Genomic DNA, 1,635 nt, shown 5'->3' with positions numbered 1-1,635 from the left:
CACGGCCGAACACGGCAGAGCACGGCCGAACACGGCCGAATACGGCAGAACACGGCAGAGCACGGAGAAACACGAGAACGTGACCGGGGCGCCACTGGCCGTTGGCCGACGCCGGGTGCCCACCATGCGCTCGGCCGGGTCGGTGGATCGGCGGGGCCCGCCTACATCCTCACTGTCAGGAGTGGAGGCGCATCAGGCCTTCCTGGGCGACTGAGACGACGAGCCGGCCGTCGGCGGTGTATATCTCGCCGCGGGCGAAGCCGCGGGAGCCCGCGGCCGACGGGCTGTCCTGGATGTAGAGCAGCCACTCGTCCGCGCGGAACGGCCGATGGAACCACATGGCGTGATCGAGGCTGGCCAGCGAGATCGTCCGGCCGTCCGTCGACCGGTGGGGAAGCAGGGTCGTCGTGATCAGCCGCAGGTCGGACGCGTACGTGACCGCGCAGACGTGGTAGAGCGGGTCGGCGGGCAGCGTCCCGCGGGCGCGGAACCACATCCGCTGGTACGGGCTGTGCGGCTCCCCATGCGAGGACCACACGGGCTGCTGGACGGAGCCGTCCGCGCCTTCGGTCGGTACGAGCCGGACGTCGAGGTACCGGGAGAAGAAGGGCTCGACGCTCCCGCCGTTCGGCAGGGACCACTCGGGCAGCTCTTCGGGCAGGCTGACGGGCAGCTCGTCGGGCGGCGCTGCCGGCGGCATGGGTGACTGGTGCTCCGGGCCGTCGGTGACGCGCTGGAAGGAGGCGGACAGGTGGAAGATCGCCCGGCCGTGCTGGATGGCGACCACCCGCCGGGTCGTGAACGACCGTCCGTCACGGATCAGATCCACATCGTAGACGATCGGCGCGCCGGGATCGCCTGGTAGCAGGAAGTAGGCGTGCAGCGAGTGCACCGGGCGATCAGGGGCGACCGTCCGGCCGGCGGCGATGAGCGCCTGCGCCGCGACGTGGCCCCCGAACACCCGGGTCGGCGCCGTGTGCCACGACCAACCGCGGAAGATGTTGGTTTCGATGCGGTCGAGGTCGAGGACCTCGACCAGGGAGTCGGCCTCGGCGCGCGTCACCTGATCCACATTACCCATCCGGTGGCGGCGCTTCATCGAACAATGGCACTCAGGGGATTTCGGCTTCCCGTGACGCGGCGGAGGCGGCACCGGGCCGTCGATGGTCCTGGGCCGGCCCGGGGATTTCGGCTCGCGGGTCGACGACAGTGGCCGGGGCGCGCCCGGGGGTGGGCGTCGTCGCCAGCAGGTGATCCCGCCACAGCGCCTCGGCCTCGTCCGCCGCGCCGGCCTCGACCAGGGCGACCAGTTGCCGGTAGGTCTGGCGGCCGTCGTCCTCGGCCGCCGGTGCGCCCGGCTGTGCCGTGCTCCCACCGCTGCTGCCGGCACCGGCACCGGCGCCCGATGCATCCTCGCGCGCCATGCCGATGATGTGACGCAGCATCCCGGCGAGCACGATCAGGGTCTGGTTGCCGGCGAGTTCCACCAGCAGGTTGTGGAAGTCCGTCACCGCGGAGCATGACGCCGCGGGGGCCCAGGCCTCCCGGGCTGGCTGGCCGGCGGGTGCCGTGAGCGCGGTGGCCAGGTCGGGCCGGGTGCGGGCGGCCGGCCGGTCCGCCGCCGGGGGGCCGGCG

2 protein-coding genes are annotated in these 1,635 nt (G+C 72.7%); both read right to left on the bottom strand.

Going from position 1 to position 1,635, the window contains the following annotated elements; translation table 11 throughout:
- Nucleotides 1-175: 175 nt before the first annotated feature.
- Nucleotides 176-1,081: an acyl-CoA thioesterase gene (locus NBW84_RS06955; RefSeq protein WP_250282801.1), complete on the bottom strand. Its 906-nt coding sequence runs from the start codon at nt 1,079-1,081 to the stop codon at nt 176-178.
- Between the two features lie 31 nt (nt 1,082-1,112).
- The coding region (locus NBW84_RS06950; RefSeq protein ID WP_250282800.1) for an FCD domain-containing protein at nt 1,113-1,635 on the bottom strand (523 nt) is incomplete at its 5' end.

Source organism: Protofrankia sp. CiP1_Cm_nod2, assembly GCF_920664355.1.
Classification (GTDB): domain Bacteria; phylum Actinomycetota; class Actinomycetes; order Frankiales; family Frankiaceae; genus Protofrankia.
This window is presented reverse-complemented; position numbering and strand designations above follow the sequence as displayed.